Here is a 20,508-nt window from a genome sequence, read left to right on the forward strand (position 1 = left end):
CCTATGACTAGCACTAAGGCCAATCATAGATCTTTTCTATTATAATTTACTCACCAATTCCACTCGTCTTCGACAGGTTCAGCGTTTTTACGTTTACGTCCATCCTTGAGTTTGATTTCGGGATAAATATCTTCTTTGTAAGGAAGGAGAAAGGCTAAAACCAAGTATAGAAAGATTCCAAACTGCGTTGAAACCATTAGAATAACAGCCAAGATACGAGCCAAAGCTAGGTCCCAACCAAACTTATCTGCCAAACCTGCAACAACACCGGCGACGAGTCTATTTTTTCGTGTTTTATAAAAACGATTTGACATGGTCTTCTTCTCCCATCATTTCTTTGATTTAATTATATGATTTTTTTAAATTAAAAAAATCAGCCCTAGGACTGATTTAGAAAAATGAGCTTGCCTCGACACAGACCGCATCCAAACTTCTGTGTATTGACACGGCGTTTGCGACGGTAGATATGACCACAAGATTGGCACTGATAGAGGTAGTACTTCTCCTTTTGACCTTGCATCTTTGGAGCGTATCTAAGGCCTTCAACCTTGGCTAGTAAGTCCTTAAAATCTCTATCAACATGCTTGTAGCCCTTACCTTGAAAATAAAGGTGATAATGACAAAGCTCGTGGCGGACGATTTTTCGAAAGGTCTCAAGACCATGTTCCTCATAGAGTTTTGGATTGAAATCTAAGTGTCCATCCTTGGGAAAGAACCGCCCTCCAGTGGTCCGGAGACGCTTGTTCCACAAGGCTTGATGCTTAAATTCCCAGCCAAAATCTTCTATAGAAACAGTCTTAACATAATCAGTTAGATTCACGTGGATTCACCAAGGAGAGGTTGAGTTTTTCATGCTCCAAATCAACTTTTGATACCCACACGGTAACCAAATCCCCAACAGAAACGACCTGACTTGGGTGGTTAACGAAGCTCTTACTCATCTCAGAGATATGGATAAGTCCATCCTCATGGACACCGATATCCACAAAGGCACCAAAGTCCACAACATTTCGGACTGTCCCTTCAAGTTTTTGTCCGACTGACAAGTCTTTGAGTTCAAGAACATCCTGACGAAGTACTGGTGCTTCAAAATCATCACGGAGGTCACGACCTGGTTTCAAAAGGTCAGCGATGATATCTTTAAGGGTTTCCTGTCCAAGCACTAGCTCTTCTGCTGTTTCTTTAAGATTAAGAGCCTTCAATTTCTCTTTGGCAGAGTCGTCCAAATCTGTGATATCCAACTGCTTGAAGAGGTCTTTTACCGCTGGGTAAGACTCTGGGTGGACCCCTGTATTATCCAAGATATTCTTGGCATTTGGGATACGGAGGAAACCAGCTGCTTGTTCGAAAGCCTTGGCACCGAGACGTGGGACCTTTTTGATTTCAGCACGTGATGCAATCTCACCATTTTCCTCACGGTAGGCAACGATATTTTCAGAGATGGTCTTGTTGAGTCCTGACACGTGTGACAAGAGGGTACTACTTGCCGTATTGACATTGACACCGACTTGGTTAACCACGGTATCAACGACGAAATCAAGATTTTCAGACAGTTTCTTCTGACTAACATCATGCTGGTATTGGCCTACTCCGATTGATTTAGGGTCAATCTTAACCAACTCGGCCAATGGGTCTTGGAGACGACGGGCAATAGAAATGGCAGAGCGTTTTTCGACCGTCAAATCTGGAAACTCATGGCGGGCCAACTCTGATGCAGAGTAGACAGAGGCACCACTTTCATTGACAATGACATAAGAAGTTTCTGGGAAATCCTTGAGGACTTCTGCCACAAAAGCTTCACTTTCACGGCTTGCTGTTCCATTACCGATCGCAATAATCTCAATGGCATACTTTTTGATGAGGTCAGCCAAGTCTTTTTTAGCCTGTGCGATTTTAGCCTGACTTGCTGGAGCTACTGGATAGATCACTTGCGTTGTAATGAGCTTACCAGTTTGGTCAACCACGGCCAACTTAGCCCCTGTACGAAAGGCTGGGTCAAAACCAAGTACCATCTTGCCTTTAAGTGGCGATACTAGAAGGAGGTTTCGAAGATTTTGAGAGAAAAGTTGAATAGCACCATCTTCTGCTGCTTCAGTCAATTCGCTTCGGATACGACGCTCCATAGCTGGAATGATTTTCTTCTTGAGAGATTGATTGATAACTTCCTCGATATAGTCATTTTTTTGTTTGAAACGAGCACTGTAGAAACGGTGCATTTTCTCAAGATTGTGCTTAAAACTTACCTTAATAACGCCTAGTTTCTCACCACGGTTAAGGGCTAACGTACGGTAACCTTGAAGTTTAGACACCTTATCCTCAAAATCATAGTAAATCTTGAAAGTTTCTTTTTCATCCAGCGATTGATCCTTGAGGGTTGAAGTGATGTCACTGTTGTTCCAGATTTCGTTGTAGGTCCAAGAGCGCAAGCTATTGTCCTCAGAAAAGGCCTCAATCAAAATGTCCACAGCACCCGCAAGAGCCTTGTCAGCTGTTGGAAAGGCTTCAGATGTCAGCTTTTCAGCTTCAGCCTTGAGGTTGGGGCTATTTTGCAAGATAAGACGAGCCAATGGGAAAAGACCTGCTTCACGGGCAATAGTCGCTTTGGTGCGACGTTTTTCCTTATAGGGGAGGTAGAGTTCTTCCACATCCGCCAACTTTTCAGCCGCTTCAATGGCTGCCTTGAGTTGATCAGTCAATTTGCCCTGTGCCTCAATCTTGGCCAGAACTGTTTCCTTGCGGTCTTGAAGAGCCGTCAAGGACTTATCCATATCAATGATAGCCTTGATTTGCGTTTCATCAAGATTGCCTGTTTTTTCCTTACGGTAACGGGCAATGAAAGGAATGGTATTGCCTTCTGCGGTCAATTCCAAAACTGTTTCAACTTGTTGTTTTTTTAGGCCCAATTCCTGAGCCAATGTCTCTAGATTACGATTTTCCATAAGTTCTATTATACCACGATAGGAGATTTGCTTGGGTAGAAAACCTTGTAGCTGAAGCGAGAATTTTTAAGCAAGAGGTAGTATAATAGAAAGGTAAACCTATTGTTAGGGGCTATTTCTTTCGGAAAATAGATGCATCTTCCTAGAAGCAGAGCTTCTTCGGTCGATGACCTAATTTTCTCTTAGAAATGACACCCTTAGTATCTTATTTTAACTCGGAGGCTTTTTATGGCGGTTATTCAGAAAAAAACAAATGAACTTGAAAGCATGATGGCATCTTTTGCGGCTATCCCTGATTTTGAGAAGGCGGGAACTGATCCTAAGAAGGACAAACGTCTTCAAGAAGATAAGAAGAAATAATAGTTATGGCTATTTTTCATCAACTACCAGATAGCGTTTTGCAGCTTCTGGCAGTTTTTCTATCTATTATTATCGAAGCCCTGCCCTTCGTTTTACTGGGAAGCATCTTGTCTGGCTTTATCGAAGTCTTCGTGACTCCTGAAAAGGTCCAAAACTTCCTTCCTAAAAACAAGGTCCTGGCTATCCTCTTTGGAACCCTGATTGGTTTTATTTTCCCTTCTTGTGAGTGTGGGATTGTTCCTATTATCACGCGCTTTTTAGAGAAAAAAGTGCCTAGCTACACGGCTATTCCTTTCATGGCAACTGCCCCTATCATTAATCCAGTTGTTCTCTTTGCGACATACACGGCCTTTGGGAACTCTTGGTACTACGTGCTTTTACGTTTCGTCGGGGCTTTCTTGATTGCCATGATTTTGGGAATCTTGCTGGGCTTTGTGGTGGATGACCAGATTCTCAAGGACAATCGTAAGGCTAGTCATGTTCACGACTATAGTGGTTTGTCAGCTGGTAAGAAAGTCTTTCAAGCCCTGGTTCATGCGGTTGACGAGTTCTTTGACACTGGGCGTTACTTGATTTTCGGAAGCTTGGTGGCAGCAAGTATGCAGACCTACCTACCGACCCGTATCCTCACGACCATCGGTCATAATTCAGTGACAGCCATCCTGATCATGATGCTCCTGGCCTTCATCCTCTCCCTTTGTTCAGAGGCCGATGCCTTTATCGGGGCTTCGCTGCTCTCTAGTTTCGGAGTGGCACCAACGGTTGCCTTTCTCATCATTGGTCCTATGGTTGATATCAAGAACTTGATTATGATGAAACACCAATTTAAAACACGCTTTGTTGGTCTCTTCGTAGGAACCGCAAGTCTGGTGACAATCATTTACTGTCTGTTATTGGGGGTGATTTAATGTTACGTTTTCTCATCTTATCTGGGTACTTTGAGCTCGTCATGTACTTGCAAGTTTCTGGCAAGCTCAACCAGTACATTAACATCCACTACTCCTACTTGGCCTACATTTCCATGGTGCTTTCCTTTATCCTTGCTGTGGTTCAACTCATCGTTTGGATGAAGCAGATGAAGGTTCACTCGCATTTGTCAGGTCGAGTAGCCAAGGTAGCCAGCATCGTTCTCTTGGCCTTTCCAGTCCTCACGGGGCTCTTGGTTCCAACAGTAACCTTGGATGCCAATACCGTATCAGCTAAGGGCTATCATTTCCCACTGGCGGCAGGGAGCGATCCTAATCAGGCCGACCAAGAGGGAACGACTATTCAGTACTTGAAGCCGGACACCAGCTCCTACTTCACCTCCTCAGCTTATGAGAAGGAAATGACCAGAGAGCTCGCCAAGTACAAGGGACGTGAGACCATCCAGATTACCACGGAAAATTACATGGAAGTCATGGAGCTCATCTACCTCTATCCTAACGATTTTGTGGGCAAGAAGGTCACCTATACCGGTTTTGTCTACAATGACCCACAAACCAAGGGTTATCAGTTCATCTTCCGTTTCGGAATTATCCACTGTATCGCCGATTCAGGTGTTTACGGACTGGCAACGACAGGAAGTGACCAAACCTTCAAGGACAATACTTGGGTGAAAGTCACTGGTACCATCACTGTGGATTATTATCAAAATCTCAAACAGAGCCTGCCTATCCTTAATTTGACTGAGGTCAAAGAGGTCGGACAGCCTGACAATCCTTATGTATATCGTGTATTTTAAAAAGCCAAGTTCAGTTGAACTGGCTTTTTCTTCTTGTATTAAAAACATTTGTCTAGGTTTCTTGTGCTAGTGCTGCTGCTTTTTCAAGGGCTTGATCGGTCGACTCGCAGATATGGTCTGGTCCAATAGTTAGGATAAAGCCTGATTTTTCAAGCACTCGGTAGGGTTGTGGATTGACGTGAGAAAGAAGCAAGGTCATGCCACGTTTTTGACAAATGGCCAGAGTTTCCTCAAGGGCATCTAGGCCTGAGATATCCATGGCTGGAACGTTTCGCATGCGTAGGATGAGAACATTCTTAGTTTCATCATTAATCACATTCAAGAAGTTATTGGCTGCACCAAAGAAGAGGGCACCAAAAACTTCATAGACGACAGTATTTTTTGGAACTTGTTTCAAGTCGCTATCTTCGGACAAAACTGGATCATCCAGATTCTCCTTGTCCACCCACTGACGGATTTGAGCCACGTCAGACATGCGTTTGAGAAAAAGGAAGGCTGCTAGGACCATACCAAATTCGATGGCAACTACTAGGTCAAAGAAAACGGTTAAGACAAAGGTCACTAGCAGAACCGCCACATCACTCTTAGGGGCACGTTTGATCATACGACCAACTGTACGCCAACCGCTCATGTTATACCCGACAATCATAAGGATTGAGGCTAGACAGGTCATGGGAATCAATGAGGCGTAAGGCATGAGGAAGAGTAAAATCAGAAGCAAGGTGAAGGCATGAACCATACCTGCTACTGGTGTTCGGCCACCATTTTTGACGTTGGCTGCGGTACGGGCAATAGCTCCCGTTGCCGGAATCCCACCAAAGAAGGCTGACATGATATTCCCAACACCTTGGCCGACCAATTCTGCATTAGAACGGTGATTACCACCAATCATGCCATCTGAAACCACACAAGAAAGGAGCGATTCGATAGCTGCTAGTATGGCAATGGTGAAGGCTGGCGAAATCATTTGACGAATCAAAGAAAATGATAGGTCAGGAACCGTGAAACTTGGAAGTCCCGCCTTGATGGTGTAAAGGTCACCAATGGTTTTGACGGGGAGATGACCAAAAGCAACGATAGCTGTGGTCACAAAGATAGCAACCAGAGAACCCGGAATTTTCTGAGAAAGGCGTTGCCAAAAGATTTGAATGAGCAGGGCCAAAATACCGATAGCTAGGGTCGCCCAACTAATACTCGAAAGATACTCTCCATAGGCAATCATCTTTTCCAGAAACTCAGCTGGCACGGACTTCATCTCAAGGCCTAGAAAATCCTTAATCTGTCCAGACACAATCCCAACGGCAATCCCCAAGGTAAAGCCCAGTGTGATGGTTTTGGGAATGAATTTAATCAGGTCGCCAAAACGCAGGAGCCCCATGATAATAAGCATGAGTCCCGCCATGAGCGTGGCAACAGTCAGACCCGCCATGCCATACTGGGCGATGATGCCATAGATGATGACAACGAAGGCTGCGGTAGGTCCACCGATCTGAACTCGGCTACCTCCTAAAAAGGAAATAAAAAAGCCTGCAACCACTGCTGTGTAAAGACCTTGTTCGGGATTAACACCAGAGGCAATCGCTAGGGCAATCGACAAGGGCAGGGCAATGATAGCCACGATAACTCCTGCAATCAGGTCCTTGATGAACTGTCCCTTGGAATAATCCTTGATGGTGGTGAAAAATTTGGGTGTGATATATTTTAAAGCGTCCATTTTTTCCTCCTAACTATTATCCTAAAACTCTTTGACTTAACTCTTTTTTCAATGAGTGTCAGACGCTTGTCATTTTTACAGTCTTATGATAGCACAGGAAACCCCCATTTTCTAGGGGATTGGGAGATGTAAACGTATTATTTCAAGAATTTTTTAACTTTCTTAGTTTAGAAGTGAAGGCATCAAAAAACAAGTCCAGACTATGGACTTGTTTTAACTTATCATGGATTGATAGATTTCTCTTACATTACCAACTGGTTGGCAAGGAAATCGGAATGTTAAGCTTGACCTTCATCTTGCTATTGGTCACAGTGGCTTGCTCAATTTCGTAGCCGATTTCAGGAAGCTTGAGCTGAATTTGGTTGTTAACCATGCGAACACCACTGCTTGACTGGGCAATACTCTTCTTGAGATAAGGCAGAACCAGTGATTTAGGTACAGGGAGGCGACCCAGGTGGGCACCTGCCAAGTCTAGTAGAATGACTTCCTTGTTAGTGCTGACCGTGAAATCAAGGCTGAATGTTGATTCGATAGGTCCAAGAGACACCGGTACCTTAGCTGTCAGATAAGAATAATTCAACTCTACAGTACTGTTTTGCAAGGTCTCGTCATTAGAATCAGCCATGCTTGCTTTTAGGATTTGACGAAACTGGTTGCTATCAAGATTAATCTCGGTTGAAACTCCACCTGATGAAAGGGACGCCCCACCAATACCCGCCTGGGCTAAATCGGCAAGGGATGTTTGTGTTGATACATTTTTTAATTGGTCCTGACTGTCGATCTTGTCCGGAATGAGCAGAGCCGCCACTGCAAAAAAGACCACAATGACGAGGACAATGAGTCGTTTAAACCATTTCCACATAGGGATACCTCATTTCAATTTTTCACTTTTGACGTCTATTGTACTGTAATCAAGGGAAAAAAGCGAGTAAGAACTGGAAATTCTCTCATATTTTCTTAATTCAAGAGGTAGGGTTCAAGAGCCTCATAGACTTTTAAGTAAGCATTGGCATAAAGGTGGACACCGTCATAGGTGTGCTCAGCCTTCTGCTCTTTCCTATCATTGACCAGCCCAGCATTACAATTAATAAAGTGGCAGCCATAGGCTTGGGCGATTTCCTCGAGTGCCTGATTGCAAAGGTCAAGATTTTCAGGTGTCCGCAGTTTCATCCACTGGATTGAAGCCTTGGTCTGCCAAGGCAGATGAAGATTGGCTGGGTAGAAAGCCATGAGGTAAATCTTTGTATGAGGCAAGACAGCTTGTGTTTGCTCCAAAATCTGTCTGATATTTGCTGTCAGATGTTGGAACCATTGGTCTCCATAAGGCTCCTCGGTCATGTCATTGGTACCGATATTGATAAACACCTTGCTCGGTTGCAGATCCAAAAGTAGGGGATGGATATGCTGAAGAAACTCATCCGTATTCAGGCCGCTGATGCCTCGATTGTAGATGATGTCGTCGACACCTCTACTCCTAGCGATTTCACAAATGGGAAAAAGCTCCATGAGAGATGATCCCGTGAAGAGCGTCTCCCCCTTGATGGCAACCTCATTTAAATACTGATAATTTTTAAGTTTGATTTCTTTTAATTCATCCATGATAACTTTCTTCTATATAATTTTATCTAAATGAAGGAGAAGGCAAAGAGAAGCCCTACAACCGTATTGGCCAAGGCATGGATAAAGACACTTGGAAGGATAGAGCCACTTGCTTTTTTCTCATTGATAGCACCAAAAACGTAAGCGATGAGACTGATAAAGACCATGATAGCCATAGCTTTTAGGTAACCAGTTAATTGGATAAATATAAGTGCATGGATGAGGCCAAATAAGAGAGACTGAACCAGATTGGCCCCTAGGAATCCTAGTTTTCCTTGCATCCTTTTCAAAAGAAAACCTCTAAAGAAGATTTCTTCTGGCAAGGCAGTCCCTAAGATAGCATAGGCCATGATAGCAGGAAGGGCTCCCATTCCCTTTCCAGAAAAAGCTGCTGTGGCCGTTTGGCTAGAGTCGAACCAACTGAGGACGACAATTGAAAAAAGAAGAAAAAGTAGACTAATACCTAAAATGGTCAGTAGTAATCGCCTCTTCTGCTGACTTTCAACTTTCTTCAACCCAATCCAGTCAAAGAAACCGACCTTTTTCCTGCTCCAAATTAACCAAGTGATAAAAGGAATGATAGAGACTATGAGCAGTTCCATAATACCGTTCATCAGTTTAGATATAAATAGGGTCATGAGTTTATCCTCCTCTTCTAGTCAAAAGACAGTTTTTACCTTTTGAAAGCGTATACCTCTATATTTTCATTATACTACTTTTAGGGGAAGAGAAAGCTCATTCTCACCAATCTTGCCAGGTTTCTTTGGCACGAATCACACGGTCCTGATTATAGTCAATATGGTAAACTCGCCAGCCACCAATCCAATCGTCCTTCAGCTTGTACTCAACACTTCCTTTAAGGTCGTCACCCTTGCCCAAGAGCTTCTCCACTTCTTCTCTCGTCATGCCCTCAAGCTGATACTGACGGTGAAAACTCCACATGAGTTTGTGTCGCATGGGAGCTGGTGTTTGGGCCCATTTTTCAGGCGTAAAGAATCGGTCACGAGGGACAATGATAGCGAAATGAGCCAGACAAATGATTTCGATAATTAAGCACAAAGCTTTTCGCCATTTTCGTCTGGTTTCTGGGGTAAGGTGTGCCATAGGACTACCTGACTTTCTCTTGTTTCCAATGGTCGTCCAAAATCACTGTGTGCTCTTTTGAAAAGCGAATAAGGATATCTCTGGCAACTTGTTGGGATACACGCGCGACATTGGTCAATTCTAACCCTAGCTCAGGTGTGTCGTGTTCCAAACGATACTGGTCATCCTCGTACTCAACGAAGATAAAGCTCGTTGACTTTTTATCGCCATAGGTAAGATAGAGACTATCGTAGGATGCTGGGAGTTGCACCAAGGCATCCCAGATATCACTGTCACTTGGGGCTGTAATCGTCGCATAGTCCACCTGATCCGCTGTCGATATACGCATGACAAGGCCTTCTTCTACTTTCTTTTTAGGTGCTAGCCACTTAAATAAATGCATCGTTTTCCTCCTTTAGATGATGATTCCTTTTTGCTTGAGATTGTCCAGACATTCCTGTAAATAGGCGGTATCATGCTCAGGATAAATGATGGCTGGTAATGTCTCCGCTTCAAGCTTGTCGTAGGCTGGCATCTGCTTACCTCGATACTCCTTGTCTAACCACTCAGGGCTGACACGATAGCCACGTTTCGTCATTTCTTGCATAATAAGTTCATGGTATTTAAACAGGCGATATGGAGAATAGTCAAAAACATAGTTAACCGTAGCGTGTTTGCGTTGCCATCCCTTGCCACGAAGGGCACAACATTCTCGGTGTTGTCCTAATAATTGCTGACGGGGTAGTTTTGCAATCAAGTCTTGATGCCACAGTCTCATTTTGACCCCCCATTAATTAAGGTTGACTCCTCCAGATAACGATTAGGATACTTGCTGAGGAGCTCTTTGACGGATTCCACCAAACCATGCTGAGGAATTTGACCTGCTGCATAGCTATCTAGTTGGGCCATAAACATTTCCTTTTCGCTGGCAGTCGCCTTTTTCTTAAAATATCCCCAGATATGTTGGAAGGCATTGACGACCTGACCAGGATTTTCAGGAAGGTCAAGTGCTTGATCAATATAGGCTTGAACCTGATCCAAACTAACCTCTTCATTCTTGAGATAGTTACGGATTTCCAAGTAAATCTTGTTTGAATGGCTGAGCACCAGATACTTATTGGCTGCCCAAAGTCGCTCGCACTGGCGACGTGGATTGGTAGTTGTCATTAGGAACCTTCCTTGATTGCTTTTTTATCAGTATAGCATAGTTTAAATAGGGATAATAGATTATGCTTTTAAGAATCCGAAAGAGTGATTTTCAAGCATTTTCAAAAAAAGTTTTTTGCTTGGTTTGCCTGTAAGCGTTTGCTATACTTAAGATATCAAAGAAAGGAGACAAGCCTATGACATTGTCCAAAAAACTCACACTTTCTCTTGCCTCTATGGCAGTTCTTGGTCTTTTAGCAGCCTGCTCAAACCAGAAAGCTCAAACACCTGAAAGCTCTTCTAGCACCCAACAAAGTTCAAGTAAGGTTTCATCTTCACAAAGCTCTGAAGCCTCTAAACAAACTGAAGGGCTAGATGGCACCTATAAAGGGACTGACGAAAATGATCACATTACTCTTACCATCTCTGGAAATACTGGAACTTGGGAAGAGGACGAGGCAGATGGCGAGAAGGAAAGCAAGCCTGTGACAGTTAACTCTGACAATCAAAGTCTAACAATCGGTGATGACACCAAACACTATAAACTCGATGGTAATCAACTGACTATTGAAGATGATGACCACGATCCAAATGATACGGTTATCTTGACGAAATAAAATGAAAAACCTTAGCCGAACCGCTCTATGGAATTTAGCTAAGGTTTTTTATGTTATACTATAGGCAGAAAGAAAACGGATACAAAGAGGAGGTTGACGATGACTCAAAGAAGATTATGGGTGACGCTATTTGTTGTGTCGATTATTGTAACTCTTATTGGACTGGGATTTGCTGTCTATAACTATTATGTCTTTGATAAACCTTTCATGACGACTACTACAAAAGGGTTACTAGCTGCATTTTTCCTGTGTGCGACAATGGTTGCCATCAGCCTATCCAAATCAAATAAGAAGTAAAGATAAGAAAGAGGTGTAAGTTTGCGGACTTATACCTCTTTTCATACAACATTACTTAATCTTGTGTTTGTTCATTTTTTCTTCAAAGATGGCTGTCATGATTTCACGCAACTCTTGGCCTTCTTTTTTAGTCTTTAGATGATGAAGCCAAACGAGTCACCTCCTAAAAATGACACTATATCATTATGTCAACAGATAGGAAAGAAAAGCTCTCACCTAAATCAGGTGAGAGCTTGAAGTCTATTTCTATGATTTTCTCATGGCCACCAGCCAAAAGGCTACTAGAATTTCGAAAATAACAAGAAGGACAATCTGAGTGAGTGAACTCTGAACCAGCATAAGGACAGCCAGACTATCGATCAGCATATGAGCGAGGATACAAGGAACAGCTCCTCTCGAGTACTCTTTAAGAGCTCCCAAAAGAAAGGTATTCCCTAAAATCATCAGGTAAAAGATGAGATAGTTGGACGAGCCTGCTGTAATCCAAGGTAGTTGATAGATAGGGATATGCCAGAGGAACCAGATAATGGAAAGAACCATCATTTTAGTTATAAAGTGCTTACTAAAGTAAAGATGTTCTTGTAAAAACCAACGCCAACCGACTTCTTCCAGACCGCCATATAAAAAGGTCCAGGGGAGATATAGGAAGAAGGCTAAGAGGGAGTTCCCAGTAAAGCGAACATTCATGAGCAGGATTGAAATCCCATAATAGATGACGGGGATGATGAAAGCTAGGATCCAGGATAGGTGACTTTCTTTTTGAAGAAAGACCTTTTTGAAAAAATCGCCCAAAGATTTGACTTCACTCAACACAAGAGAAAAGATAGCCGCCATAATCAGGGGAATACAGTTCATTAGGATAAACAGTAGAGAGTCACCTGTGCTCTTTCCATCTGGGAAACACCAAAGGATAACTTGCCCTACTATAAATGTAGCAAGGAGGGCAGTCAGTGCATACCAGATAGCGACTGATTTTTTTGAAATAAATTTGCTCATTTTTCCTCCGTTACGGGATAATAAATCAGATAGATCTCACCTTAATCCGCATCGACTCAAAGATGGTATTGTTCACAATCTTTATAAATCTTACTTAATCTTGTGTTTGTTCATTTTTTCTTCAAAGATAGCTGTCATGATTTTACGTAGCTCTTGGCCTTCTTTTTCAGGAAGGTCCCCTTGGCGTTTAGCTACTGCGTAGAGTTCAGGGTATTGCTTGGCTACACGCTCCACCGTCTTGGTCGTCGCATGCCCTCTGACAAAGAAAGGAATACGTTTAATCCATTCTTGCGGTACGAGAGCGAGCAACTTCTTAGCCGCTTCCTTGTCAGAAATCTCAGCTGTACTCAAACCTTTTTCGATTTGCTTTTGTTCTTGTTCTGTAAAATCTTTTAATTCCATTACTACTTCCTCTTTATCTTTATATAGTAGATTTTACACCCATGCATGAGAATATACAACTGATTGGGATTGATGGACAAGACATGAAAGCTAGACTCATTTTTTTCCAAAAATACCATACAAAAAAATCTGATGAATTTGCTCAACCTCTGTCTCTAAATTGTCACTGTGGTCTAACTGATTTCCCATACCATTAAGAGCATCCATGACATTTAGGACAAGCTCTGTCGATAGGTCTTTAGCAATAAGGCCCTCTTCTTTTCCTAGCTCAATATAAGCACGATAGATATCACGTTTTTTTGCAGTGATCGCTTTCGCTAAGAGAGTTGAAAAAGTAGGTTCTTTCACCATTTTATCTTGAAAATAGTCCGAGATTTGCCGACTCATTTTCTCCTGACATAGAGAAAAAGCCTGGTTTAATTTTGTTTTAAAATCTAGATTACTATTTAAAATGTCCTCAGCTTGCTGTGTGACTTCTTCAAACAAGTCATTAACACAGAGAGCTACCAAATTATCTTTACTCCCGAAATAATTGTAGATAGAAACAGGAGATACTTCTGCTGCCTCTGCAATAGATTTTATACTAGTTTCCTTAAAACCTTTGTCTTTAAACAAACGCAAAGCTGCTTGAACAATCGCTTGCTTCTTTTTCTCAGTTGTCTTTTGATATTGATTCATGTGAACACCTCTGTTATAAACAATTGTAGCATAAGTTTGAAATATATGAATATATATTTCATTTTCCCTTGCTATTCTTACTAGCTTTCTCTATAATAAAGTTTGAATTTTAATCATGTATATTTCAAATTTTATTTTCAAAAATGGGAGAGAACATGCTCATTCAATATCTTATAAAGCAATCTAGAAAACCGAGTGGTCTTGTCGGTCGATTGATTACCAACATCTGGTCGTCCTATTTCAAAGAACTCAGCCTTTGGGCAATCAAACAAACCACTATCCCTAACAATAGTCGGATTTTAGAAATCGGCTATGGCGGAGGCAGCACTATTAAGAACCTTCTTGAGTTAGATAAAAATCTTGACATTCATGGTATTGATATATCTAAGGAGTCTTATCAAACTGCTAGACGAATTCATTCAGATGCTATAGAAAACGGAAGTGTTAAGCTGAGGATTGGTAATGTAGCAAACCTTCCCTACCAAAATAATGATTTTGATTTGGTATTTGCCATCCAGACACATATTTTCTGGGAGGATTTAAAACAGAGTTTTCAGGAAATCTATAGAGTCATGTCCAATCCTTCCACTTTGATTATTGCTTCCGAAAAAGAAAAAATAAAATATCATATGACAGATTATGGGACAAGCCATGAATTGATGCAGTTGTTAACAAGCATTGGCTTTTCAAAGATTGAAGAAAAGCAAAATTACAAATGGGTTGTGTATGTTGTCACTAAGAGTGATTAGGAAATTTAATAAAAAACTCCTTAATCAAATCTAATGTCTCAACCCTAGCAAAACACAAAGAGAAGACTAATTTAGTCTTCTCTTCATACTAGGTTGCGGAACATCAACAATTACTTTACTTTTATACCTCTAGTAAGTCCTATTCGTCCACAATTGCATCTTACAAATGGATACTTCTGTTAGAAGATAAGGAGATAAGGATCTTCAAGATAAGAAACAACTCTTGCTAAAAATTCAGCAGCTGGAAGGCCATCGATGACTTGATGGTCGAAGCTCAGACTCAATGGAAGATAGTCTTTTTGAACAACCTCTCCCTCCTCATTAAATGCTAAAGCTTGTTGAGTTGCTCCTACACCAAGGATTGCCACCTCTGGGGAATTAAGGATTGATGTGAAGTATTCTACACCTGGCCCCCCTAGGTTCGTAATTGAGAAAGTAGAACCACTATATAGGTCAGATGCAAGTGTACCTTTTCGAGCTTGATTAGCCAAAGTCTTAATGCTTTGACCAAGATCTGCTAAAGTCATACGATCTGCGTCTTGAATCACAGGAACAACCAAACCATCATCCAAAGCTGTTGCCATACCAATATGAATGCGTTCGTGAATCTTATGAATTCCGCCACCATACCAAGCATTCAAAGCTGGAAAATCTCTCAAAGCTCTGGTTACTGCTTTAGTTAATAGAGTTGTGATACCTAGTTCACCATTTTCAAGTGGAGTATGGACCTTGGCCTTAAGTTCTTTACGGAATTTCAAAAGCTCAGTTAAATCAGCCTTACGATGGAGTGTCACTTGAGCAGAAGAATGAAGACTGTTCATCATACGTTCGGCAATAATCTTACGCATGCCTTGGAGTCCCTCACCGTATTGACCTGAGGTCATATCTTGTGGTAGAGGTTCAACGACCTTATCAACAACAAGACTTGGTTGGTAAGCTTCTACATCACGTCTTGTAATACGACCATTTCCACCTGTCCCTTTAATAAGGGAGATATCATAGCCTTTCTCAGCAGCCATCTTACGAGCCACCGGTGTAATGAAAATGCGTTCCCCACCAGTACGAGCTATAGGTGCTGTAGTAGATTTAGGACTAGACGGTGTTGAATCTTTAGCGACTTCAGTTGGAGCTTCCTCTTGTGCAGGAGCCTCTTGGGTTCCTACATCCTCTCCTTCCTGACCAACCCATCCAACGACTTCCTTACATTTAACTGTAGCACCTTCATCATGCACAATGTCTAGAACAACCCCAGAAGCAGGGGATTCGACTTCACTAGTCAATTTTTCAGAACTAATTTCCAATAAAGGCTGACCACTTGTTACTGTATCACCAACTTGGACCAACCACTTTTGAATGAGTCCTTCAGTCATGGTTAGGCCGAGCTTGGGCATTAAAATTTCTGTTGCCATAAGCGCCCTCCTATCCTTTCAAGTCCTGAATCAATTCATCAGCTACTTTCAAAACCTTATCCGCATCCGGGATATAGGCTTGTTCTAAGTTTGTCGCAAATGGAACAGGAGTATTTGGTGCACAAACACATTTCACTGGTCCATCAAGATAATCAAATGCTTTATCTGAAACTACAGATGCAATATCAGTTGCAGTATTGTTATGTGGGTTGGCCTCATCCACAATAATTAAACGACCAGTTTTCTTCACGGAATTTAACACTGTTTCTTCATCCCATGGAGCAACTGTACGAAGATCAATCACTTCTACAGAAATGTTGTCTTTTGCCAAGCGGTCGGCGACCTCATAGGCTACATACAACATCTTACCAATTGTCACAATTGTTAAATCCTTACCTTCTCTACGAACGGCAGCCTTACCAATTGGTACAGTATAGTATTCTTCTGGCACTTCCCCTTTTAATCCATATAAAGTCTTGTCTTCAGAAAAGATAACTACATTATCATCCTCTATTGATGCTAGGAGTAATCCTTTGGCATCATAAGGAGTAGCAGGAACGACCACCTTAATACCAGGGATCGATCCAAATAAACCGTAATAGGATCCAGAGTGTTGCGCAGCAGCTGAAGCACCTGCCCCGTGCATAGTACGCACAACCATGGGAACTTTAGCTTTTCCTCCAAACATGTAACGCATCTTAGAAGCCTGTCCTAATAGGGCATCAAAACAGAATCCAATAAAATCATTAAACATCAACTCTGGTACAGGCCTTAGTCCCGTAAGCGCCATCCCAACCGAAGCTGATAAATAGCCGTGCTCAGAAATCGGAGTATCAATAACACGTTCCCTGCCATATTTCGGCATCAATCCTCGTGTGATACCCATGACACCGCCCCAGGCATCCTCGTTATTATTTTCTAAGTGTTCAACATTAACACCACCTGAGATATCCTCTCCTAGGAGAACAACTCGCTCGTCTCTTTCCATGGCTTGATCGAGCCCTTCATTGATGGCTTTCATAAATAATGTTTCTCTAGTCATTATGAATCCTCCTCAATCAGTCTGCAAATACGTCTTCATAGAGAGCTTCTTCTTTTGGAATTGGGCTCTCTTGAGCAAAGTGGATTGCATCTTCAACATCTTTTTGTGATTGGGCAACAATCTCATCCAATTCATCTTGGCTAAGGATACCCTTTTCAGTTACCAGGTCACGAAATACTTCCAAGGCATCCACATCTGCCCATTCTTTTTCGATTCCATCTGGTGCTTTGTATTTTTGCTCATCTCCTTCGAAATGGCCATGGTTACGATAAGTAATAGCTTCAATTAACGTTGGACCATCTCCACGACGCGCACGTTCAATGGCCTCTTTAGCCACTTGATAAACAGCAAATAAGTCCTTACCATTAACACGAACTCCAGGCATATTGTAAGCTTGTGCACGTTCAGCAATTGTTGGAGAACCTGATGAATACCATTGTGGTGTTGATTCTGCAAAAAGGTTGTTTTCATTTACAAATACTACAGGTAGATTCCAAATAGAGGCCATGTTTAAGCACTCATGAAAATTACCTTCATTGGCAGCACCATCACCAAAGAAACATACAGCAACATCATCAGTCTTTAGATATTTGTTGCGCATAGCAGCCCCAGTCGCAAGACCAAAGCCTCCGCCTACCATACCATTAGCACCAAGGATTCCTTTATCCAAGTCAGCGATATGCATAGAGCCACCTTTACCTTTACCAAGCCCAGTAGACTTACCAAAGATTTCAGCCATCATTTTTTTAAGGTCTCCACCTTTAGCCACACAGTGTCCATGTCCTCGATGTGTGCTAGTAATGTAGTCTTTATCAGTCAAGTTAGCACATACCCCAGTCGCAATAGCTTCCTCACCTGAGTAAAGGTGAACAAATCCTGGAATTTGACCGATTGAAAAGAAATGTCGTGCATTTTCTTCAAAATTTCGAATATCCCACATAGTCTTATACATGGATTTAGCCTCTTCTTTTGAAACATTTTCCACACCAAGATCATGGGCAGTTTGAACCTTAACTTCTTCCTTGGTTAAGGTTTGTCCCTGATGTTTTTCTTTCATTAGGGCTTGTGGCAATTCTTGATAATGTGTCATATTGTTTCCTCCTTCTATAGAGAGCTTTATAAAAAACAAATATTATTGACAGATATATAGATTTGAAAAAATGAGAATGGCTGTGCTAAACCTATCCATCGACCTTAGGACCTTAAAATCAGTCTTGCAACTTCCTGAACCAACTCAGAAATTGTTGGATGTGCAAAAATTGTCTTATCAAGCTGATCAAGTGTTCCTTCAGCATCTTTCAAGACAATCAAGGATTGTAGAATATCAGTTGCATGTGGACCAACGATAACGGCACCTAATAGTAGGTGATAGCGTTTTTCGGAGACAATTTTAACAAAACCCTTTGCTGAATTAGACGCAATGGCTCGACCATTATAAACATAAGGAAGTTGACCAACTGATATATCATATCCTTGTTGTACCGCCTCCTCTTCTGACAAGCCAAAGGAAGCAATCTCTGGCGTTGTAAAGAGCGACCGTGGAACACTTGAATTATCAACCGGTTCCTCAGCCTGACGACAAATGGCTCGAACAGCTTTGATTCCCTCGCTACTAGCAACATGAGCTAACATATATCCAGGAATCAAATCCCCAATCGCATAAACACCTGATTGAGATGACTCGTAATAACTATCTACCTTAATAAAGCCTTTTTCGGTCAGCTCCAAGCCCATCATTTGGGCTAACTCAATATTTGGCTTACGCCCTGTTGCTACAAGTAAGTTATCATAAGAGTAGGACTTACCATCTGCTAAAATTACAGCATTTTCTCTAACCCTATCTATGCTAACTCCCTCCAGAATGGTAATTCCAAGTTGTTCCATCTTTTCTCTAATAATGGAACGTGCTTCGTCATCTTCAGTTGCTAAAATTGTTGGTGCAACCTCTATCACTGTCACATCCACACCAAGTGGAGCCATGGCAAAAGCTAACTCAACGGAAATAATACCTCCACCAATGATAACCAAACGTTGAGGAAGTTCCTTTAAGTTGAAAAAGTTATCTGTTGTCAAGTAGTCAACATCGTTAATACCAGGAATAGGAGGAATAAATGGATGACTCCCTGTCGCCAAAATAACAGACTTACCTGAGACTCTTTCACCATTAACTTGGAAGGTTTTATCAGAAATATAAGCTGCCTCACCTTCAATATAGGTGATCCCTAATTGTTTAAAACTTGATTGAATACCAGACTGTAGTGTTGCTACGACTTGATCTTTGCGAGCAACAAGTTTTTGAAAATCAAGATTATCATTTAAAACTGTTACTCCATACTGAGAGGCTTCTTTAGCAGCTAATAGCCAATGAGCATGTTCAAGATAGGCTTTGGATGGGATACAGCCAACGTTCAAACAAGTGCCACCTATGGAGTTTTTCTCAATGACAGTTACCTTTTTACCTAAACGAGCAGCTTCTTCAGCAGCAACATAACCACCAGGACCTGCCCCTATAATGAGAATATCACATTGACTCAAAACAATACTCCTTTCTAGAATGGAAGTCGGCTGTTAGCCGAACCACTTCAAGTAGGACAAAAACTCGGAGATGTTTTTGAAAGCGTTTTCTATACTTTATTTATAAAACTAATACTTATGAAAATCAAGTAATTCACTGAAAATGTGATGTTTTTGTAGTGAAAATATTCACAAGTAATGCAAACGTTTGCCATTCCCTATTCGGGATGACGTCAGCACTTATACTTTGCTGATTTTTATATACACTAGATAAATACAAATCTCCCCAATCATTAAATAATTCTTCAAAATGTTATAAAAAACACTCTAGCGTCTATAGCTTGGATAAAACTATAGAAATTAGAGTGCTTTTACTATGTATGAGAAAGAATATGTATATAGAATTAAAAAGGAATTTTAATTAATCTAAAGAAAACTGATTTTTCACCTGAGTAATATCGTAATGTTAAGGATTTGTCATAGTTTTTGGTGTTGTTTTAAAAGTGAGTAGTTAGGAGTAAAACAACCTTAAATTTCTTGTAGAGCAATTTCCATGTTTTAAGTGAAAAATCAATCGATTTTAGAACTATTTATCGTCCTTTTTAATCATATTTTTCACACCTTCGATAGCTCCTTCAACAGCATCTTTGGCATCTTCGGCAACTTCTTTCACTTTTGAGACTGCTTTTTCAGCAGCACCCTCTTTTTCTGTTTTTTTATCACCAGTTACTTTTCCGAAACCTTCTTTAATAGCGCCTTTAGCTTGGTTAAGTTTTTCTTCTACTGACATAGTATCAACCTACATTAATGAATTGTTTTAAATATTGAAAGGAATATGTAAAGAACTTAGATTGTTCAAAAGAGGATTGATTTTCCACTTGAGTAATCTTTTAAAGATATTGATTTGTAGATAAATTGAATGTAATCAGTATAAATGAGTTATTAGGAGTAGGATATGACATCCCTATCTTTTTCATACAGTAGTTTTTAAGACTTTGTGTGAAAAATCAATTAATCTTAGAACTATTTATCGTCCTTTTTAACCATATTTTTAACGCCTTCGATTGCTCCTTCAACAGCATCTTTGGCATCTTCGGCAACTTCTTTAACTTTTGAAACTACTTTTTCAGCAGCTCCTTCTTTTTCAGTTTTTTCATCACCAGTTACTTTTCCGACACCTTCTTTAATAGCGCCTTTAGCTTGGTTAAGTTTTTCTTCTACTGACATAGTGTTACCCTCC

Annotated in this window: 26 protein-coding genes; 6 read left to right on the plus strand and 20 right to left on the minus strand. The window is 41.2% G+C overall.

Annotation, left to right across the window (positions count from 1 at the left end; all coding sequences use genetic code 11):
• Positions 1–50: 50 nt before the first annotated feature.
• The 3 genes from O3670_RS03090 to O3670_RS03100 all read right to left on the minus strand — a co-directional run bounded on the left by O3670_RS03090 (position 51) and on the right by O3670_RS03100 (position 2,939).
• On the minus strand, positions 51–314 hold the full coding sequence (locus O3670_RS03090; RefSeq protein ID WP_002890561.1) for a PspC domain-containing protein: 264 nt from the start codon (positions 312–314) through the stop codon (positions 51–53).
• Between the two features lie 65 nt (positions 315–379).
• A complete protein-coding gene (locus tag O3670_RS03095) occupies positions 380–820 on the minus strand; it encodes a SprT family protein (RefSeq protein WP_002890560.1) in 441 nt (146 codons plus the stop codon).
• Positions 807–2,939, minus strand: a complete 2,133-nt coding sequence (locus O3670_RS03100; protein ID WP_073686242.1) for a Tex family protein — start codon at positions 2,937–2,939, stop codon at positions 807–809. Before O3670_RS03100 ends, O3670_RS03095 begins: the two co-directional genes overlap by 14 nt.
• 228 nt (positions 2,940–3,167) lie before the next feature.
• Here O3670_RS03100 and O3670_RS03105 point away from each other — a divergent pair, with 228 nt between their 5' ends.
• Genes O3670_RS03105 through O3670_RS03115 form a run of 3 tightly spaced genes read left to right on the plus strand, consistent with a single transcriptional unit; the run spans position 3,168 to position 5,022 of the window.
• Positions 3,168–3,299, plus strand: coding sequence for an SPJ_0845 family protein (locus O3670_RS03105; RefSeq protein WP_002885949.1), 132 nt, complete (start codon positions 3,168–3,170; stop codon positions 3,297–3,299).
• A gap of 5 nt (positions 3,300–3,304) precedes the next feature.
• Positions 3,305–4,207, plus strand: a complete 903-nt coding sequence (locus tag O3670_RS03110) for a permease (RefSeq protein WP_013990843.1) — start codon at positions 3,305–3,307, stop codon at positions 4,205–4,207.
• Complete coding sequence (locus tag O3670_RS03115; RefSeq protein WP_003093491.1) at positions 4,207–5,022, plus strand: TIGR03943 family putative permease subunit; 816 nt, start codon at positions 4,207–4,209, stop codon at positions 5,020–5,022. The genes O3670_RS03110 and O3670_RS03115 overlap by 1 nt, the downstream gene beginning before the upstream one ends.
• A 52-nt stretch (positions 5,023–5,074) precedes the next feature.
• On the opposite strand, the gene O3670_RS03120 is transcribed toward O3670_RS03115, so the two are convergent.
• The 8 genes from O3670_RS03120 to O3670_RS03155 form a co-directional block, all read right to left on the minus strand.
• On the minus strand, positions 5,075–6,736 hold the full coding sequence (locus O3670_RS03120) for a SulP family inorganic anion transporter (RefSeq protein ID WP_371595772.1): 1,662 nt from the start codon (positions 6,734–6,736) through the stop codon (positions 5,075–5,077).
• 247 nt (positions 6,737–6,983) lie between these two features.
• Positions 6,984–7,598 carry a DUF2140 domain-containing protein gene (locus tag O3670_RS03125; RefSeq protein ID WP_371595773.1) on the minus strand — a complete coding sequence of 205 codons (615 nt, stop codon included), beginning with the start codon at positions 7,596–7,598 and terminating at the stop codon, positions 6,984–6,986.
• Between the two features lie 95 nt (positions 7,599–7,693).
• On the minus strand, positions 7,694–8,335 hold the full coding sequence (locus tag O3670_RS03130) for a GDSL-type esterase/lipase family protein (protein WP_037603923.1): 642 nt from the start codon (positions 8,333–8,335) through the stop codon (positions 7,694–7,696).
• 26 nt (positions 8,336–8,361) lie between these two features.
• Positions 8,362–8,973, minus strand: coding sequence for a CPBP family intramembrane glutamic endopeptidase (locus O3670_RS03135; protein WP_037603924.1), 612 nt, complete (start codon positions 8,971–8,973; stop codon positions 8,362–8,364).
• A gap of 103 nt (positions 8,974–9,076) precedes the next feature.
• Complete coding sequence (locus O3670_RS03140) at positions 9,077–9,439, minus strand: hypothetical protein (protein ID WP_037603925.1); 363 nt, start codon at positions 9,437–9,439, stop codon at positions 9,077–9,079.
• 4 nt (positions 9,440–9,443) lie between these two features.
• Positions 9,444–9,821 carry a hypothetical protein gene (locus tag O3670_RS03145; protein ID WP_002885898.1) on the minus strand — a complete coding sequence of 126 codons (378 nt, stop codon included), beginning with the start codon at positions 9,819–9,821 and terminating at the stop codon, positions 9,444–9,446.
• A 12-nt stretch (positions 9,822–9,833) separates the two neighbouring features.
• A complete protein-coding gene (locus O3670_RS03150) occupies positions 9,834–10,196 on the minus strand; it encodes a TIGR02328 family protein (RefSeq protein WP_037603926.1) in 363 nt (120 codons plus the stop codon).
• On the minus strand, positions 10,193–10,585 hold the full coding sequence (locus O3670_RS03155) for a YbgA family protein (protein WP_037603927.1): 393 nt from the start codon (positions 10,583–10,585) through the stop codon (positions 10,193–10,195). The genes O3670_RS03150 and O3670_RS03155 overlap by 4 nt, the downstream gene beginning before the upstream one ends.
• 176 nt (positions 10,586–10,761) lie before the next feature.
• Between O3670_RS03155 and O3670_RS03160 the strand changes: the two genes are divergently transcribed.
• Together O3670_RS03160 and O3670_RS03165 are read left to right on the plus strand one after the other, a co-directional pair.
• Positions 10,762–11,181 carry an SP_0198 family lipoprotein gene (locus tag O3670_RS03160; RefSeq protein ID WP_037603928.1) on the plus strand — a complete coding sequence of 140 codons (420 nt, stop codon included), beginning with the start codon at positions 10,762–10,764 and terminating at the stop codon, positions 11,179–11,181.
• A 99-nt stretch (positions 11,182–11,280) separates the two neighbouring features.
• On the plus strand, positions 11,281–11,478 hold the full coding sequence (locus O3670_RS03165) for a hypothetical protein (RefSeq protein ID WP_002886034.1): 198 nt from the start codon (positions 11,281–11,283) through the stop codon (positions 11,476–11,478).
• 246 nt (positions 11,479–11,724) lie between these two features.
• Here the strand turns inward: O3670_RS03165 and O3670_RS03170 are convergent, their stop codons facing one another.
• The 3 genes from O3670_RS03170 to O3670_RS03180 all read right to left on the minus strand — a co-directional run bounded on the left by O3670_RS03170 (position 11,725) and on the right by O3670_RS03180 (position 13,554).
• Entirely contained in the window at positions 11,725–12,474 is a 750-nt protein-coding gene (locus tag O3670_RS03170; RefSeq protein WP_048674351.1) for a CPBP family intramembrane glutamic endopeptidase, read from the minus strand.
• 90 nt (positions 12,475–12,564) lie between these two features.
• Complete coding sequence (locus tag O3670_RS03175) at positions 12,565–12,876, minus strand: hypothetical protein (RefSeq protein ID WP_014633350.1); 312 nt, start codon at positions 12,874–12,876, stop codon at positions 12,565–12,567.
• Between the two features lie 96 nt (positions 12,877–12,972).
• A complete protein-coding gene (locus O3670_RS03180) occupies positions 12,973–13,554 on the minus strand; it encodes a TetR/AcrR family transcriptional regulator (protein ID WP_048674349.1) in 582 nt (193 codons plus the stop codon).
• A gap of 155 nt (positions 13,555–13,709) precedes the next feature.
• Here O3670_RS03180 and O3670_RS03185 point away from each other — a divergent pair, with 155 nt between their 5' ends.
• Positions 13,710–14,303, plus strand: a complete 594-nt coding sequence (locus O3670_RS03185; RefSeq protein ID WP_048674347.1) for a class I SAM-dependent methyltransferase — start codon at positions 13,710–13,712, stop codon at positions 14,301–14,303.
• A gap of 179 nt (positions 14,304–14,482) precedes the next feature.
• On the opposite strand, the gene O3670_RS03190 is transcribed toward O3670_RS03185, so the two are convergent.
• From O3670_RS03190 to O3670_RS03215, 6 genes are all read right to left on the minus strand, one after another.
• Complete coding sequence (locus tag O3670_RS03190; protein WP_371595774.1) at positions 14,483–15,712, minus strand: dihydrolipoamide acetyltransferase family protein; 1,230 nt, start codon at positions 15,710–15,712, stop codon at positions 14,483–14,485.
• 10 nt (positions 15,713–15,722) lie between these two features.
• Complete coding sequence (locus tag O3670_RS03195; protein WP_002890539.1) at positions 15,723–16,754, minus strand: alpha-ketoacid dehydrogenase subunit beta; 1,032 nt, start codon at positions 16,752–16,754, stop codon at positions 15,723–15,725.
• A gap of 16 nt (positions 16,755–16,770) precedes the next feature.
• Positions 16,771–17,844: a thiamine pyrophosphate-dependent dehydrogenase E1 component subunit alpha gene (locus tag O3670_RS03200; RefSeq protein ID WP_014634179.1), complete on the minus strand. Its 1,074-nt coding sequence runs from the start codon at positions 17,842–17,844 to the stop codon at positions 16,771–16,773.
• A gap of 104 nt (positions 17,845–17,948) precedes the next feature.
• A complete protein-coding gene (gene lpdA, locus O3670_RS03205; RefSeq protein ID WP_037603937.1) occupies positions 17,949–19,289 on the minus strand; it encodes a dihydrolipoyl dehydrogenase in 1,341 nt (446 codons plus the stop codon).
• A 565-nt stretch (positions 19,290–19,854) separates the two neighbouring features.
• Positions 19,855–20,058 carry a CsbD family protein gene (locus O3670_RS03210; RefSeq protein ID WP_004182825.1) on the minus strand — a complete coding sequence of 68 codons (204 nt, stop codon included), beginning with the start codon at positions 20,056–20,058 and terminating at the stop codon, positions 19,855–19,857.
• Positions 20,059–20,291: 233 nt separating this feature from the next.
• Complete coding sequence (locus O3670_RS03215; RefSeq protein WP_004182827.1) at positions 20,292–20,495, minus strand: CsbD family protein; 204 nt, start codon at positions 20,493–20,495, stop codon at positions 20,292–20,294.
• Positions 20,496–20,508 lie beyond the last annotated feature (13 nt).

The sequence above is a fragment of the Streptococcus sp. 27098_8_74 genome, from assembly GCF_041431705.1.
Classification (GTDB): Bacteria; Bacillota; Bacilli; order Lactobacillales; family Streptococcaceae; genus Streptococcus; species Streptococcus salivarius_E.

Excerpts from the sequence above, each read along its gene's own strand:
- O3670_RS03090 (WP_002890561.1), bottom strand. The coding sequence starts at position 314 with ATGTCAAATCGTTTTTATAAAACACGAAAAAATAGACTCGTCGCCGGT.
- O3670_RS03100 (WP_073686242.1), bottom strand. The coding sequence starts at position 2,939 with ATGGAAAATCGTAATCTAGAGACATTGGCTCAGGAATTGGGCCTAAAA.
- O3670_RS03105 (WP_002885949.1), top strand. The coding sequence starts at position 3,168 with ATGGCGGTTATTCAGAAAAAAACAAATGAACTTGAAAGCATGATGGCA.
- O3670_RS03110 (WP_013990843.1), top strand. The coding sequence starts at position 3,305 with ATGGCTATTTTTCATCAACTACCAGATAGCGTTTTGCAGCTTCTGGCA.
- O3670_RS03115 (WP_003093491.1), top strand. The coding sequence starts at position 4,207 with ATGTTACGTTTTCTCATCTTATCTGGGTACTTTGAGCTCGTCATGTAC.
- O3670_RS03120 (WP_371595772.1), bottom strand. The coding sequence starts at position 6,736 with ATGGACGCTTTAAAATATATCACACCCAAATTTTTCACCACCATCAAG.
- O3670_RS03125 (WP_371595773.1), bottom strand. The coding sequence starts at position 7,598 with ATGTGGAAATGGTTTAAACGACTCATTGTCCTCGTCATTGTGGTCTTT.
- O3670_RS03130 (WP_037603923.1), bottom strand. The coding sequence starts at position 8,335 with ATGGATGAATTAAAAGAAATCAAACTTAAAAATTATCAGTATTTAAAT.
- O3670_RS03135 (WP_037603924.1), bottom strand. The coding sequence starts at position 8,973 with ATGACCCTATTTATATCTAAACTGATGAACGGTATTATGGAACTGCTC.
- O3670_RS03140 (WP_037603925.1), bottom strand. The coding sequence starts at position 9,439 with ATGGCACACCTTACCCCAGAAACCAGACGAAAATGGCGAAAAGCTTTG.
- O3670_RS03145 (WP_002885898.1), bottom strand. The coding sequence starts at position 9,821 with ATGCATTTATTTAAGTGGCTAGCACCTAAAAAGAAAGTAGAAGAAGGC.
- O3670_RS03150 (WP_037603926.1), bottom strand. The coding sequence starts at position 10,196 with ATGAGACTGTGGCATCAAGACTTGATTGCAAAACTACCCCGTCAGCAA.
- O3670_RS03155 (WP_037603927.1), bottom strand. The coding sequence starts at position 10,585 with ATGACAACTACCAATCCACGTCGCCAGTGCGAGCGACTTTGGGCAGCC.
- O3670_RS03160 (WP_037603928.1), top strand. The coding sequence starts at position 10,762 with ATGACATTGTCCAAAAAACTCACACTTTCTCTTGCCTCTATGGCAGTT.
- O3670_RS03165 (WP_002886034.1), top strand. The coding sequence starts at position 11,281 with ATGACTCAAAGAAGATTATGGGTGACGCTATTTGTTGTGTCGATTATT.
- O3670_RS03170 (WP_048674351.1), bottom strand. The coding sequence starts at position 12,474 with ATGAGCAAATTTATTTCAAAAAAATCAGTCGCTATCTGGTATGCACTG.
- O3670_RS03175 (WP_014633350.1), bottom strand. The coding sequence starts at position 12,876 with ATGGAATTAAAAGATTTTACAGAACAAGAACAAAAGCAAATCGAAAAA.
- O3670_RS03180 (WP_048674349.1), bottom strand. The coding sequence starts at position 13,554 with ATGAATCAATATCAAAAGACAACTGAGAAAAAGAAGCAAGCGATTGTT.
- O3670_RS03185 (WP_048674347.1), top strand. The coding sequence starts at position 13,710 with ATGCTCATTCAATATCTTATAAAGCAATCTAGAAAACCGAGTGGTCTT.
- O3670_RS03190 (WP_371595774.1), bottom strand. The coding sequence starts at position 15,712 with ATGGCAACAGAAATTTTAATGCCCAAGCTCGGCCTAACCATGACTGAA.
- O3670_RS03195 (WP_002890539.1), bottom strand. The coding sequence starts at position 16,754 with ATGACTAGAGAAACATTATTTATGAAAGCCATCAATGAAGGGCTCGAT.
- O3670_RS03200 (WP_014634179.1), bottom strand. The coding sequence starts at position 17,844 with ATGACACATTATCAAGAATTGCCACAAGCCCTAATGAAAGAAAAACAT.
- O3670_RS03210 (WP_004182825.1), bottom strand. The coding sequence starts at position 20,058 with ATGTCAGTAGAAGAAAAACTTAACCAAGCTAAAGGCGCTATTAAAGAA.
- O3670_RS03215 (WP_004182827.1), bottom strand. The coding sequence starts at position 20,495 with ATGTCAGTAGAAGAAAAACTTAACCAAGCTAAAGGCGCTATTAAAGAA.